We start from the raw sequence: 13,111 nt of genomic DNA, 5'->3' as shown, positions 1-13,111 counted from the left end.
TCGGTCCGCGACGAGGGGGCTTCCATGAAATCGTCCAGAACGCTCGGACTGGTGATGATCGCGCCTGCCGCGATCATGATCATCCTCTTCTTCCTGATGCCGGTCGTTCTGACGGCGGTCTTCTCGATGACCAGCATGACGACGGCGACCGGCATATCCGGCGGTGTCTACCAGATCGCACCGAATTCCCTGATCGCGCTGAAATCGGCGGTACCAGACATTGCCGCCGAGATGGCCGAACCGCGCTACGCGATCGACGAGGCGGGCCTCAAGGCCGTTGAAGGTCTCGGGCTTGCGCCGGGGATTGCTGGGGAATTGCGCGCCAAACATGCAGGTGAGGTGTTCACGGCACGCCGCGACGTCGAGCGCATGCTCAAGGATCTCGCCGACCGGCCTTCGACGCGCGACGTCAAGCAGATTTCCGAACAGTTCAACCGCTCCGTCCTCAACACCCGCTTCGACAGCAAGGAACAACTCTTTTCGGCGCTGGATGGTCTGGGTTTCAAACTGACACCTGAGCAGAAGGAAACGGTCGCCAAGGCCACTTATACCGGCTGGGTTTGGACGACCGACAATTTCGCGCGCATGACCACCTCACCCGACATGGCGCGCGTGCTCTTGAATACCGTGCTCTACGTCGCGCTGGTGCTGATGCTGTTCAATGTCGGCTATGCGCTGCTGCTTGCCATCTGGACGCATTACATGCCGCCGACGCCAGCCTCGATCTTCCGCGGCATCTGGCTCCTACCGCGCATTACCCCCGTCGTCATCTACGTCATGCTATGGAAGTGGCTTGCCTGGGATACCGGCTTCATTTCGATCCTGATGGGCAAGTTCGGCTATCCGCCGAAGAACTACCTTCTCGACAACGCCTATAACGCATGGTTCTTCGTCGTGCTGATCAACGGCTTCATCGGCGCCTCGATGGGCATGTTGGTCTTCTCCTCGGCGATGAAGGCCATTCCGAAGAGCCAGTTCTATGCGAGCGAGGTCGACGGCGCTTCGCGCTGGCAGCAGATCCGCTACATCATCCTGCCGCAGATGCGTTGGCCGATCCTCTTCGTTACCTGCTACCAGACCTTGTCGCTCCTTGCCTCCTTCAATGAAATCCTGCTTGCCACCAATGGCGGACCGGGCAACGCGACCGAGGTCTGGGCGCTCTCCGCCTATCACACTGCGCTCAGAAACTATGCCGGCAATCTCGAATACGGGTTGGGTGCCGCCATGGCGCTGGTGCTCGTCGTCATCGGCGTCATGCTGTCGCTCCTTTATCTGCGCGTCTTCAACTACGGCACGCTTGTCGCCAAGCCCTTGATCGAGGATTGACCATGGCCGAACGATCGCAGCCCTCGGCAAATTATCGCAGCTGGCCTGTCATATCGGCGCTGACCATCGTCAGCCTGCCGCTGCTCCTGATGTATGTCTATCTCTTCCTAGACACGGTGACCGTCAAGCAGGCGGACGCTCTGCTGCCCTCCGGCTTGACGCTTAGTCACTGGCGATTCCTCTGGCAGACGACGGAGGGCAAGGCAAACATCTGGCAGGTGACGCTGAATACATTGCTCTTTTCGGCCTGCACCACCAGCCTGGTGCTCATCGTCTCATCGATGGCGGGCTATGTGCTATCGCGGCTGAACGTCCCGGCGCGCGGCTTCTTCCTTGCCGGCGTCATGGTGCTGCATGCCTTCCCGTCGGTGACGCTGATCATCGCCATCTTCATCGTGCTGCAGATGATCGGTCTCTACAATTCGCTGATCGGCGTCATCCTGGTGAAGGCGGCGATTGACCTGCCGCTCGGCATCTGGCTGATGAAGGGCTTCTACGACACCGTGCCGTGGGAAATCGAAATGGCCGGCGTCGTCGACGGCGCCTCGCGCTTCCGGGTCTGGCGCAGCCTCGTGCTGCCGCAGGTCAAGCCCGGCATCATGGCGCTCGGCCTATTCTCTTTCCTCTCCGGCTGGGGCGAGTTCATCCTGCCGCAGGTGCTGGCGCCTGGTAATCAGGTGCAGGTGCTCTCGGTCTATCTCGCGGCCTTCCTTGCCGACGACAACAACTATGATTTCAACATGTTCAAGGCGGTCGGCGTCTTCTACCTCGTTCCCGTGCTGATCGTTTACGCGCTCTTCAACAAATATCTCATGAACATCTACGGCGGCGGGAGCAAAGGCTGATGCGCATCCTCCTCGACAATTTTTCGAAGAGCTTCGGCTCCACCAAGGTCATCGAGAACATGCGGCTCGAAGTCGGCAGCGGCGAGATGCTGGCGCTGCTCGGCCCTTCCGGCTGCGGCAAATCGACGACGCTCTTTTCCGTCTGCGGCATCCACCGGCCGAGCGGCGGACGCATCCTCTTCGGCGACCGCGACGTCACCGACCTGCCGAGCCAGGCTCGCAATGTCGGCGTCGTTTTCCAGTCCTATGCGCTCTATCCGCACATGACGGTTACCGAGAACATCGGTTTTCCGCTGAAGGTGAAGGGCATGCCCGCCGCCGAGATCCGCAAGGAGGTCGACCGTATCGCCGCCCTCGTGCAGATCGGCAACCTGATGGGCCGCAGGCCGGCCGAGCTTTCCGGCGGCCAGCAGCAGCGCGTGGCGCTGGCGCGCGCGCTGATCCGCAAGCCAGATGTGCTGCTGCTCGATGAACCGCTCGCCAATCTCGACGCCAAGCTGCGCCTCGAAATGCGATCGGAAATCCGCCGCCTGCAGCGCGAGACCGGCATCACCGCCATTCTCGTCACCCATGACCAGGTGGAGGCGATGAGCATGTGTGACCGCATCGCCATCATGAAGGAAGGCGAGATCGTCCAGATCGCTACGCCGGCCGAGATGTACAATGATCCGAAGACCGCCTTCGTTGCCGGCTTCCTTGGTAATCCGCCGATCACCTTCCTGCGCGGCGTTGTGGACAATGGCGCCTTCACAATCCCGCAAAGCGAGATCCGCGTGCCGCTGCCCGATACCGTCGGAGCCGCCGAGGGCACGAAGCTGATGCTCGGTGTCCGGCCGGAACATTTTACGCCGGCAGGCGACATCACCGTGCCCGGCAAGATCACCTTCGCCGAAACGCAAGGTCGCGAGAACCTCTACGACGTGGCTCTTGCCGGCGGACCGCTGCTGCGCTCCATCCAGCCGGTGCGCAGCGATGTTCACGTCGGCGACGACGTCCGGTGGGCGATCGACAGCCGCGGCATATTCGTCTTCGACGAAAATGGCAGGAGGCTCTGATGACCCGAGATTTCTCAGCATTTTTCCAGCGTTACGGCTGGCCGTCAGGCAAGGGTCGGCTTCCCTTTTGCATCGGCCATCGTGGCGCAAGCGGCCATGAACGCGAGAACACCCTTGCCGCCTTCCGCCGCGCTGCCGAACTCGGCGCTGAGATGTGGGAGCTCGACACGCAACTGACCAAGGACGGCGTGGTCGTCGTCTCGCATGACGACCATCTCGAGCGTGTCTTCGGCATCGACCGCCGCATTTCCGAAATGACGGCGGCGGAGCTTGGCGCACTTGACGGCGTCGACGTGCCGAGTTTTTCGCAGGTCGCCGCACTCGGCCGCGAGACCGGGACCGGTCTCTATGTCGAGCTGAAGGCGCCTGGAACCGGCATGCGCTGCTGGCGGCACCTTGTCGAGATGAACCAGCGTTTCGCCTGCCTCGGCTCCTTCGACACGGCGCAGGTGCGCGAACTCAGCGACGCCGCCTGCGATTTTCCGCTCTCGGTGCTGATCCGTGTCGGCCACGATCCGCATGCGCTCGGCGACGAGGCCGGCGCCGATATCCTGCACCTCTGCTGGGAGAGGGCAGGCGAGCGTCCGCAGGATCTGGTGACCGACGCGCTGATGCGCCGCGCTTTCGATGCCGGCCGCGAGATCGTGCTCTGGCACGAGGAGCGGCGGGCCATTCTCGATGACATCATGAAGCTTCCGGTTCTCGGCATCTGCACGGATCTGCCCGATCTGATGCGGCCGCCTGCGGTTAAGGAAAATGCAGTTGGCAGACAGGGATAAGGGACCACGCAAGGCAACTTCCTTCGACGTGGCGCGTGTGGCCGGCGTCTCGCGCGCTGCCGTCTCGCGCGCCTTCACCCCGGATGCCAGCGTCTCGCCGAAGACGCGCGAGAAGGTCTATCAGGCCGCCAAGGAACTTGGCTACCGGGTCAACTATCTTGCCCGAAGCCTGACCAACAAACGCTCCGATCTCGTCGGCGTCGTCGCCGCCGGCCTCGACAATCCGTTTCGCACGTTGCAGATCGAGAATCTGGCGAGAGTGCTGATCGCCCGCAATTTCCGTCCCATCCTGCTGCCGACCTCGCAAGAGGCGGACACCTCGACCGTCATCGGCCAGCTGCTCCATTACGCCGTGTCGGGCGTCATCGTCACCTCGGACGCCCCGCCGACCGAGATCTGCGAGCAATGCGCGGCCGAAGGCGTGCCGATCGTGCTGATCAACAAGGGCAACGACATCCCCTTCGTCGACCGCATCATCTCGGACGACCGCATGGCCGGCCATCTCGCCGCCACCCACCTGATCGACAGCGGCGTGCGAAAGCCCGCTGTAATGGCCGCCCCCGCTATATCCTATACGGCGCGGCGGCGCAGCGAGGCCTTCATCGCACGCTGCAAGCAGCTCGGCGTCGAGGCGCAGTTCCTGCAGATCAGGATCAATGATTACCGGAGCGGCTATGATGCGGCAGCCGAACTTGCCGCATCCGGCATCGACGGGCTGTTCTGCGCCAACGATTACATGGCCTGCGGCGTGATCGACCGCGTCTTGCAGGGCCGCGGCCGTGATGATGCGCCGCCGCTGCGCATCATCGGCCATGACGACATTCCTCAGGCGAGCTGGACCGCCTACGATCTGACGACCATCCGCCAACCCTGCGACGTCCAGGCCGAAAAGACGGTCGACCTGCTGATGAGCCGGATGGCCGAGCCGGACCTGACGGCGCGTGTCGAATTCACGCCGGTGACACTGATCAGAAGAAGGACTGCCTGATGAATTCCGCATTCGACGCCGCTGCCATCCGCGCACGGGCGGAGGTCGCCATGTCAGTTGCCCTCGAGGTCGGACGGGAGACGGCCCGGTTTCGGCGCGACTCTGACCCCGGAACCCTCACCGTCGAGAACAAGGGATTGCAGGATTTCGTCACCATCGCCGACAGGAGGGCCGAGCAGGCGATCCACGACGGGCTGCTCTCGCGCTTTCCGGATGATAGTTTCATGGGCGAAGAGAGCGGCGGACGATCGGGTAAGGGCGGCACCTGGGTCGTCGATCCGATCGACGGCACGACCAACTATATCAGGGGCTTCCGGCACTGGGGTGTCTCGATCGCCTTGGTCGTCGGCGGAAAGGTGGAGGTCGGCGTGGTCTACGACGCCGCCGGAGACAAAGTCTTTCACGCCGTCCGCGGCGGTGGCGCCTTCAAGGACGGGATTCCGGTCCATGCGGCGGCGACCGCCGATCCAGCCAATGCGCTTGTCATTCTCGGCCATTCCCGCAAGACGAGCTTCGACGACCATCTCGCGCTCTCGCGGCGGCTCCACGAACGCGGCATGGATTATCGCCGCATGGGCGCGGCCGCGATCGACCTCGTTCGTGTCGCCGAGGGTGCTGCCGATCTCTATTACGAACGCCACCTCAATGCCTGGGACATGCTCGCCGGCGCGCTGATCGCCGAAGAGGCCGGCGCTGTGGTGGCGATGCCGCCGGTCGATAGGCTGCTTGCACAGGGCGGACCCGTCATCGCCTACTCGCCGGGGCTTGCCGGCGAATTCGCGTTCATTCTCGACATCGAGGGGCTATAGATACACCTCTCCCACAGACGCGATCCGCCCGATTTGTGAGACTGCGAACTTCGCCCGAAAGTTACGGAACGCCCGTTACGCAACAACGCGATTGCGGCCGCTCTTTTTCGCCGCATAGAGATTCTGATCTGCGATCGCCAAAATCTCGTTCGGAGAATTGGTGGATAGAGTACTACCGGCGACACCGATGCTGATCGTCACATGCAGCCCGTTGCAGACCTCGGACCAGTCCCACCGCTCAATGGCCGAACGCAACTTCTCGCAGATATCGGTAGCGCCTCGGGGAGTGCCGGCGAGCAAGACGACGAATTCCTCGCCGCCAAAGCGAATTGCCTGATCGGTAATGCGCAGCTGGCCGCGCAGTATAGTTCCAATGGCACTCAGGACCCGGTCGCCGATCATGTGAGAGAAGTTATCGTTGATCGACTTGAAGTGATCGACATCCAGCATCGCGATCGAATATGGACGTTTCTCAGATGTCAGCGCTTTAAACCGGCTGTCGAGATATTTGCGATTATAGAGCCCGGTCAGTGCGTCCAGATAGACGGCATTGGCAAGGATATCGGTTTGCTCCTGCAATTTCTGATAGGAGGCCTCCAGCGTTTCTGCGCGCTTCGACTCCGTTTCGGCAACTTCCTTGAACCGTTTGGTTTCATAGTAGATTTCGGCGAGACGTGCGCGCCGCTGGGTACTCTCGGCGCTATTGCGCAAATAGGCCTGGTGGTATTTCTTATGTGCCTCCAGCGCCTGATCGAACTGCCCCAGCCCCTCATAGGCCTGCGACAGATAAAGATAGATCTGAACATAGGAATCGAAACTGCCGCCGGCGTCGATCAGCTCCAGCGCCTCGAGCAGCGGCGACAGGGCTTCCGTGAATTTTCCGGAATTGTTGTAGATCTGGCCCAGGGTGTAGAGATATTGCTGCCTGTCCCGGACATAGCTGTTCTCTTGAAACAGCCGGTAGCGCTCCATGCATTGCAGCGCGTTGTCATGCTCGCCCAGATGGCTGTGGAACTCGGCCTTGTTGCCGAGGCAGATACGAGCAGCCCAGCTGTCGCCGATCTCGGTTGCGATGTCGAGCGCCTGTTCGGTCAGTTCCAGTGCTCTGACCAGCATCTGGTGTCCTTCCTCCGGGCGGCCGAGCGCCTCCGCGATATATCCGCCTTCCGAATGAGCGCCGCCGAGATTGATCAGCCACCAGCATTCATAGGTTCTGTCGCCAATCAACCTGGCGAGTTCGACGGACCTCTCGCTCATCAAGATGGCCCGGTCGGGCTGCTTGTTGTACCAGAAGATAATTCCAACGACGTTGGTCGCCAGGCTTTGCGCTTTCGGGTCTGCTGTCTTGTCGGCCAGATCCAAGGCGCGGGTCGCTTCTTCGATCGCTTCCTCCGGCAAGCCCAATTCCAAGAGCAGCCATCCGAAATACGCCCGGGCGCAGGCTTCCTGTTTGCGCTCCCCGTTCAATTTCCAGAAGTCTACCGCCCGCCGGATATGCGTCAGCCCAAGTTCGGCCTTGCCGATTTGAAAACAGTACCAGGCAATGTCGGTGTCGCATTGCGCGGCGAGCCGATCGTCGCCCCGCGCCTTGGCATCAGCAAGGATTTCGCCGGCCAGTGCGAGTGCCTCAAGCGAATGGCCTGTACATCCAAGATGCCACGCTTCTTGTAAGTTGGGATTTGCCTGCTGAGTAACTGCTTCAGTATCAACAACTTGCATCTCGAACACCAACATTTGTCTGCTGGTATGGATAGCATCAGAAGTTTAAAATGATGCAAATTGCAAAAAGTACGCGCCAAGCCCGGAAATAGGCTATCGAAAATCTCTCATATCTTTCGACACCATGCGCCGACGCCCGCCGGTTAATCCGCTATGCGGCGTTCCCAGGCGCGTTCGGTCGCCGGCGCCTCGTCGGTGGTGATCTGATTCGGCTTCAGGGCCATCAGCGCCGAAAAGCTCAGCCATTCCTCATCACTGAAGCCGGCCTCTGGATCCTTCAGGGTGAAGGTCCAGGTATCGACGCGTTTGCCTTGCTCCTGGCAGAGCGCGATCATGTCGAGACCTTCATTGGCGGCATTAAGGATCAGCCGCCAATTGAGATAGATCGTGTCCGGTTCCGTCGGGCCGCGCAGGTCGGCGCGCAATTCCGCCTCGACCGCCTTCCAGCCGCGAGCCTTGCTGATATCGTAGAGCTTGTCGGTGGGGTCGATCCCACGCAGCAGATGCGGGAGCTTCTCCTTGACCGCGACGATGAGATCGAGACTGTCGCCGCTGACGATCACCGAGGCGGCGATATCGCGGAAATGCTCGGCAAGATGCTCAATGCCCCTGGCGCCGATCGCCTCGTAGTCGTCCTTCATATCGAATTGCAGCAGCGCGGCCGGATTCGTCGATTGCATCATGGCGGCGAGATCCTCGCTGAGGATCAGCGGCCGGTCGCCCTCCTGCATCCTGATATCGCCGAGGTCGCCGATGCTCTTTTCGGTGATCGGTCCATGCCCGGTCGTTTCACCTTCGAGGTCCTCGTCGTGCAGCACGACGAAACCGCCATCGGCGCGCACGCGCAGATCGAGCTCCATCGAGGCGCCTGACGCAAATCCCTCCGTCATCACTTCGGCTGAGAACAACGGATCGGCAAACCGCTTGCGCAATCGGTGCCATTTCAGGCGGGTGCGATGCCCCTCATGTGAAATCTCCAGGCCCTGCGCATCCAGCAATTTCGTCATCTGCACCAAGTCTCCGCGATACCACTCTCCTGCCTTGATGAGCCATGATTATCAAGGGCCGAATACGGTTTTCATCGGCTGTAGGCTGCGGATATTGCCTCCGCAGCGGCTGATATATCCGAGGGATGGCCGGCCTGCCTGAGGGCCGCGCCATACGCCACGACGTTCGAGAGCACCGTCTGGAATGCGGCGCGCGGACCCGTGTGGTTCAGCCGCAAGAGACGGGCCGGCCCAGTTCCGACGCCTTCGGTCAGCTCGACTCCCAACTGCCCGACGGCTGCGATCAGCGCGGCAGGCGCCAGTGCCTCCGGCACCGGCACCGCCGTCACCAGGTTCGAAGCCCTTGCTGCCGGTACCCAGTCCGGGGCGCCGAGCGCGGCAAGCCCCGCCCGTGTCGCCGATGCCGCCAGCGCATGGCGGGCGACGATATTCTCCAGGCCTTCGGCCTCGACGCGGTCGAGCGCCGTTTCCAGCGCGAAGAATTCCAGCGGCGCCGGCGTTCCCGGCAGGCCGCGTCGGCCGCTGTCGACCCAGGTCTTCAGATCGGCCAACGACAAGATCGAATCGCACGGTGCGCCATCCGTCAGGATCAGATCCCAGGCGCGGTGGCTGACCGAGAGTGCGGACACGCCGGCAGGCCCGCCGAGCGCCTTTTGCGGGCCAACAACCGCAATGTCGATGCCGAGATTGTCGACTTCGAAACCATGACCGCCGACCGAGGCCACTGCATCGACGATGGTGACGATGCCGCGGGCCCGGGCAAGCGCCAGTATTTCGGGCAGGGGGTTGAGGATGCCGCTTGCAGATTCCGCGTGAACGAGAGCGAGCACATCGATGCGAGGACCGGCGTCGAGCGCTTTGGCGACTGCTTCGATCTCGATCGGCAGGCCCGGTTCGGCGACGATATCGGCGACCGTCGCACCGCCCCGCCGCAGCCATTGCCCGAACCAGCCGCCATAGAGGCTGGTGACGATGTTGAGTGCTGTGAGGCCGGGGCGCGCAAGGCTGACGGCAGCCGCCTCCAGCGCCACCACCGCCTCGGCCTGCACCAGCAATATATCGTTGCGGCTGCGCAAGATGTCGCCGATTCTGTCGGCAAGGACGGCGTAGCGCTCCGCGGGATAGGAGGGCACGCCATGCAGGGGATTCCAACCAAGATCGGACATGGATACTTCCTTCAGCAGGGATCGGTCACGAGACGGGGGACGGCGGCAACGAGCGCACGGGCAGCCTCGGATTGCGGCGCCGCAACGACCGCCGCTGCCGGACCGGTCTCGACGATCCGCCCACCATCCATGACGGCGATGCGGTGGGAGACGGCACGGACCACGGCAAGGTCGTGCGAGATGAAGAGACAGGCAATGCCCTGTTCTTTCTGCAGGTCGACCAGAAGCTCCAGAATTCTGCCGCGCACGGTGACATCGAGGGCGGACACCGCCTCGTCGAGCACGAGCAGCGATGGCTTTGTCGCAATCGCCCGCGCAATCGCGACGCGCTGACGCTGGCCGCCGGAGAGCGAACGCACCGGCCGGGCGGCATGATCGGCGGTGAGGCCGACACGCTCCAGCAGCATGACGATCTCGCCGGGGCGCCGGTCCTTCGCCGCAATGCCATGGATGCGAAGCGGATCGTCGAGCACCGTGCCGACGGTCGCCAGCGGATTGAAGGCGGCGAGGGGATCTTGAAACACCATCTGCATGCGCGCCCGCTTGCGGCGCAGGGGCGCACCATCAAGTGCCAGCCAGTCTGCCCCTTCGAAGCGGATCGAACCGGCATCGGACGAGAGGAGCCGCAGCAGGATACGCGATAATGTCGATTTTCCGCTGCCAGAGGCGCCGACGAGACCGAGTGTTTCCCCAGGCGCGATCGTCAGCGACACATTATCGAGGGCGGCAACCTGCCTGCCGGCAGAAGAAAAACCTTTCGACAGGTTTTCGACGGAAAGCAAGGTATCGTTCATGCCGGCACCTCCGCGATCAGCGGCGGCGTTGCGAGGTCGCGATGGCTGGCGATGAGGGCGGCGGTATAGTCGCTTTTCGGCGCCGAAAGCACTGAACGGACGGGGCCCGCCTCGACCAGCTTGGCATTGCGGAAAACGGCGATGCGATCGACGAATCCGGAGGCAAGCGCGATGTCGTGGGTGATGAAGAGCAGCGTCATACCGTCCTCGCGTACCAGCCCGTCGAGCAGGCGGACGATCTCGGCCTGAACGACGACGTCGAGCGCACTGGTCGCCTCGTCGGCGATCAGTAGGGCAGGTTGCGCAGCGATGGCCGCCGCGATCGCCACACGCTGGCGCTGGCCGCCGGAAAGCTGATGCGGAAAGGCCCGCATGGCCTTGTCAGGCTGCGGTATTCGCACCCGCCCGAGTAATTCCCATGCCCTGACATAGGCCTGCTTCCAGCTGAGGCCGAGATGGCGCCTGGCGCCTTCGGCAACCTGCTCGCCGACCGTCAGGACGGGATTGAGGCTGGAGCCTGGATCCTGGAAAACCAAGCCGAAGTCGCGGCCTGGGCGCGGCGGACGACCAAGTCCGGGCCAGAGCATCTCGCCGCCGACCTTCGCTCCCTCCGGCAGCAGGCCGGCAAGCGCGCGGGCAAGCGTGCTCTTGCCGGAGCCGCTTTCGCCGATGATCGCCAGCCTTTCGCCGGCGACGATATCGAGATCGACGCCATCGAGCGCGGCCGCGCTATTCCTGTCGCGCCCATAGGTGACCGAAAGCTGTCGCAGGCTGCAGAAAATGCCGCTCATGTCGCCCTCACACCGTCATCGCCAAGCACCTTGCCGAGCCCCTCGCTGAAGAGATGGACGCCGAGCACGGTCGTGGCGAGCGCAGCGCCCGGTATGACTGAAAGATAGGATGCCGAACGCAGCACGCTGCGACCTTCGGCGATCATCGAACCCCAAGTGGCGATATTGGGATTGCCAAGGCCAAGGAAGGACAGCGCCGCCTCGGTGAGGATCGCACCGGCGACGATGGTGGCGGAGAGCGCCAGCACCGGCGGCAACGCGTTTGGCAGGATTTCCCGGAAGGCGATCTCGGCCGGATGCATGCCGATCACCCTTGCCGAGGCGACGTAATCCTGCTCGCGGATTGCAAGCACCTGCGCTCGCGTCAACCGCGCCGGGTCTGCCCAGGTGCCGAGCGCAATGGCAAGGACGACGACAGGCGTCGAGACCCCGATGGTGCTCACGAAGGCAAGGGCAAGCAGGAAAGCCGGCACGATCTGGAAGGCATCGACCACGCGCATCAGCGCTTCATCGACCAGCCCGCCGGCAAAACCCGCCGCCATGCCGACGCAGAGCCCAAGCACCATGGCCGAAAACGCCGCAGCCAGACCAACGGCGAGCGAGGTTCGCGCGCCGTAGAGCAACCCCGCCAGGACGTCGCGGCCGAGCCGGTCGGTGCCGAGCGGAAAAGCCGGATCGGCGAATGGCGCCAGCAGGGCGCGGCCGGCAATTTTCAGCGGATCGCCCGGCGAAATAACGGGAGCGAGCAGCCCGACCGCAAGCAGGACGAAAAGGATCGCAAGTCCGGCCACACCTTCCGGCGTGCGCAACAGGCGTCGCAGCCAGCTCATACGTCGCCCTCCGAAGTGCCGATGCGCGGGTCGAGTGCGGCATAGACGAGATCGACGAGGAAATTGACCGAGATGACGAGGACGGCGCTGGTGACGACGATGCCCATCAACAGCGGCGCGTCGCGGCCGTTGACCGCCTCCTGCGCCAGCCGGCCGAAACCCGGGATCGCAAAGACGCTCTCGATCACCACGCTGCCGCCGAGCATGGCGGTCGATTGCAGCCCGAGCATGGTGACGAGCGGCAGCAGCGCATTACGCGCCACGTGACGCAGCACGATGCGGCTGCGCGACAGGCCCTTGGCCCGGGCGAAGAGCACGAAATCCAGCTTCCACGCCTCCGCCATGCCGCTGCGCATCACCCGCAGGAACAAGGCGAGATAGATCAGGGCCAGTGCGCTCACCGGCAGAACCAGATGATCTGATATATCGAGCGCGCGCGAAAAACCCGTCTTGCCGGAAGCGATCGTCTCGACGCCAGCGATCGGAAACCAGCGCAGCTTCACCGAGAAAGCGATGCTCAGAACCAGGCCGAGCCAGAAACTCGGAATGGCGTAAACAATCAGCGAGCCGATCGACAGCAGCCGGTCCCGTAGGCTACCCGGCCGCGCCCCGGCAAGGATGCCGAGCGCCGAGCCGAGACCGAAGGAAAGGGCCGTCGCACTGCCCATCAACAGCAGCGTATTGGGCAGCCGTTCAGCGATGAGCGCACCGACCGGCCTGTTGAAGGCGACCGACCAGCCGAGATCGAAGCGTGCGAGCGAGGAAAGATAGAGCCAAAGGCGCGCGAGCATCGATTGGTCGAGGCCATAGCTCTCGCGCAGCGACTGCCTAAGTGCGGCATCGCCGCCGCCGATCGAGCCGAGATAGGCGTCGACGGCATCGCCCGAGGCGGTTTCGAGCAGGAAAAAGGTGAAGATCACCACGATCAGCAGCACCGGAATGCTGCTGATCGCCCTGCGCCTCAGGAGGATGATTGCACGTTTCACGCCGGACAGGGCCTCT

At 63.0% G+C, this 13,111-nt stretch carries 13 protein-coding genes; 6 read left to right on the top strand and 7 right to left on the bottom strand.

Going from position 1 to position 13,111, the window contains the following annotated elements:
- The first annotated feature begins 24 nt into the window (after positions 1-24).
- Genes BS629_RS02065 through BS629_RS02040 form a run of 6 tightly spaced genes read left to right on the top strand, consistent with a single transcriptional unit; the run spans position 25 to position 5,802 of the window.
- Positions 25-1,326, top strand: a complete 1,302-nt coding sequence (locus BS629_RS02065; RefSeq protein ID WP_018247005.1) for a carbohydrate ABC transporter permease — start codon at positions 25-27, stop codon at positions 1,324-1,326.
- A 2-nt stretch (positions 1,327-1,328) separates the two neighbouring features.
- Complete coding sequence (locus BS629_RS02060; protein ID WP_018448958.1) at positions 1,329-2,171, top strand: carbohydrate ABC transporter permease; 843 nt, start codon at positions 1,329-1,331, stop codon at positions 2,169-2,171.
- Positions 2,171-3,226, top strand: a complete 1,056-nt coding sequence (locus BS629_RS02055) for an ABC transporter ATP-binding protein (RefSeq protein WP_018247003.1) — start codon at positions 2,171-2,173, stop codon at positions 3,224-3,226. Before BS629_RS02060 ends, BS629_RS02055 begins: the two co-directional genes overlap by 1 nt.
- Positions 3,226-4,005 (top strand): glycerophosphodiester phosphodiesterase, encoded by a 780-nt coding sequence (locus BS629_RS02050; RefSeq protein WP_018247002.1) that lies wholly within the window; start codon positions 3,226-3,228, stop codon positions 4,003-4,005. Before BS629_RS02055 ends, BS629_RS02050 begins: the two co-directional genes overlap by 1 nt.
- Positions 3,989-4,993, top strand: coding sequence for a LacI family DNA-binding transcriptional regulator (locus tag BS629_RS02045; RefSeq protein WP_018247001.1), 1,005 nt, complete (start codon positions 3,989-3,991; stop codon positions 4,991-4,993). The genes BS629_RS02050 and BS629_RS02045 overlap by 17 nt, the downstream gene beginning before the upstream one ends.
- Positions 4,993-5,802, top strand: coding sequence for an inositol monophosphatase family protein (locus BS629_RS02040; RefSeq protein ID WP_018247000.1), 810 nt, complete (start codon positions 4,993-4,995; stop codon positions 5,800-5,802). The genes BS629_RS02045 and BS629_RS02040 overlap by 1 nt, the downstream gene beginning before the upstream one ends.
- 75 nt (positions 5,803-5,877) lie before the next feature.
- On the opposite strand, the gene BS629_RS02035 is transcribed toward BS629_RS02040, so the two are convergent.
- The 7 genes from BS629_RS02035 to BS629_RS02005 all read right to left on the bottom strand — a co-directional run bounded on the left by BS629_RS02035 (position 5,878) and on the right by BS629_RS02005 (position 13,095).
- On the bottom strand, positions 5,878-7,536 hold the full coding sequence (locus BS629_RS02035; protein WP_018246999.1) for a tetratricopeptide repeat-containing diguanylate cyclase: 1,659 nt from the start codon (positions 7,534-7,536) through the stop codon (positions 5,878-5,880).
- A 128-nt stretch (positions 7,537-7,664) separates the two neighbouring features.
- The gene (locus BS629_RS02030) at positions 7,665-8,528 is read right to left on the bottom strand and encodes a glycerophosphodiester phosphodiesterase (RefSeq protein WP_172643996.1); all 864 of its coding nucleotides are present in this window, start codon (positions 8,526-8,528) and stop codon (positions 7,665-7,667) included.
- 71 nt (positions 8,529-8,599) lie between these two features.
- A complete protein-coding gene (locus BS629_RS02025) occupies positions 8,600-9,694 on the bottom strand; it encodes a pyridoxal-phosphate-dependent aminotransferase family protein (RefSeq protein WP_018246997.1) in 1,095 nt (364 codons plus the stop codon).
- Positions 9,695-9,705: 11 nt separating this feature from the next.
- Positions 9,706-10,488: an ABC transporter ATP-binding protein gene (locus BS629_RS02020; RefSeq protein ID WP_018246996.1), complete on the bottom strand. Its 783-nt coding sequence runs from the start codon at positions 10,486-10,488 to the stop codon at positions 9,706-9,708.
- Positions 10,485-11,279 (bottom strand): ABC transporter ATP-binding protein, encoded by a 795-nt coding sequence (locus BS629_RS02015; protein WP_018246995.1) that lies wholly within the window; start codon positions 11,277-11,279, stop codon positions 10,485-10,487. Before BS629_RS02015 ends, BS629_RS02020 begins: the two co-directional genes overlap by 4 nt.
- Positions 11,276-12,109: an ABC transporter permease gene (locus BS629_RS02010; RefSeq protein ID WP_018246994.1), complete on the bottom strand. Its 834-nt coding sequence runs from the start codon at positions 12,107-12,109 to the stop codon at positions 11,276-11,278. Before BS629_RS02010 ends, BS629_RS02015 begins: the two co-directional genes overlap by 4 nt.
- A complete protein-coding gene (locus tag BS629_RS02005; protein WP_018246993.1) occupies positions 12,106-13,095 on the bottom strand; it encodes an ABC transporter permease in 990 nt (329 codons plus the stop codon). Before BS629_RS02005 ends, BS629_RS02010 begins: the two co-directional genes overlap by 4 nt.
- Positions 13,096-13,111: the final 16 nt, after the last annotated feature.

This window comes from Rhizobium leguminosarum bv. viciae USDA 2370 (genome assembly GCF_002008365.1).
In the GTDB taxonomy this organism is placed as follows: Bacteria; Pseudomonadota; Alphaproteobacteria; order Rhizobiales; family Rhizobiaceae; genus Rhizobium; species Rhizobium leguminosarum.
This window is presented reverse-complemented; position numbering and strand designations above follow the sequence as displayed.

Excerpts from the sequence above, each read along its gene's own strand:
- BS629_RS02065 (WP_018247005.1), top strand. The coding sequence starts at position 25 with ATGAAATCGTCCAGAACGCTCGGACTGGTGATGATCGCGCCTGCCGCG.
- BS629_RS02060 (WP_018448958.1), top strand. The coding sequence starts at position 1,329 with ATGGCCGAACGATCGCAGCCCTCGGCAAATTATCGCAGCTGGCCTGTC.
- BS629_RS02055 (WP_018247003.1), top strand. The coding sequence starts at position 2,171 with ATGCGCATCCTCCTCGACAATTTTTCGAAGAGCTTCGGCTCCACCAAG.
- BS629_RS02050 (WP_018247002.1), top strand. The coding sequence starts at position 3,226 with ATGACCCGAGATTTCTCAGCATTTTTCCAGCGTTACGGCTGGCCGTCA.
- BS629_RS02040 (WP_018247000.1), top strand. The coding sequence starts at position 4,993 with ATGAATTCCGCATTCGACGCCGCTGCCATCCGCGCACGGGCGGAGGTC.
- BS629_RS02035 (WP_018246999.1), bottom strand. The coding sequence starts at position 7,536 with ATGTTGGTGTTCGAGATGCAAGTTGTTGATACTGAAGCAGTTACTCAG.
- BS629_RS02030 (WP_172643996.1), bottom strand. The coding sequence starts at position 8,528 with ATGACGAAATTGCTGGATGCGCAGGGCCTGGAGATTTCACATGAGGGG.
- BS629_RS02025 (WP_018246997.1), bottom strand. The coding sequence starts at position 9,694 with ATGTCCGATCTTGGTTGGAATCCCCTGCATGGCGTGCCCTCCTATCCC.
- BS629_RS02020 (WP_018246996.1), bottom strand. The coding sequence starts at position 10,488 with ATGAACGATACCTTGCTTTCCGTCGAAAACCTGTCGAAAGGTTTTTCT.
- BS629_RS02015 (WP_018246995.1), bottom strand. The coding sequence starts at position 11,279 with ATGAGCGGCATTTTCTGCAGCCTGCGACAGCTTTCGGTCACCTATGGG.
- BS629_RS02010 (WP_018246994.1), bottom strand. The coding sequence starts at position 12,109 with ATGAGCTGGCTGCGACGCCTGTTGCGCACGCCGGAAGGTGTGGCCGGA.